Below are 219 nucleotides of genomic sequence, written 5' to 3'. Positions count from 1 at the left end.
CAGAGTATCAGCGCTGTATCGTACATCAGGTACGGAATACGCTGAAATATGTTCCGGATAAAGACAGGAAAGCCTTTGCAACGGATTTAAAAACAATCTATCAGGCATCTGATGAGAAGAAAGCTCTGGACGCACTTGACCGGGTAACAGAGAAATGGACGCCTAAATATCCGAACTCCATGAAACGCTGGAAAGATAACTGGGATGCGATTTCTCCGA

Annotated in this window: 1 protein-coding gene; it reads left to right on the top strand. The window is 44.7% G+C overall.

Annotated features, from left to right (window positions below):
* On the top strand, nucleotides 1-219 hold a 219-nt coding region (locus H6A20_RS13375), incomplete at both ends, for a transposase (RefSeq protein ID WP_204907562.1).

This window comes from Mordavella massiliensis (genome assembly GCF_016901695.1).
Taxonomy (GTDB): Bacteria; Bacillota; Clostridia; order Lachnospirales; family Lachnospiraceae; genus Claveliimonas; species Claveliimonas massiliensis_A.
This window is presented reverse-complemented; position numbering and strand designations above follow the sequence as displayed.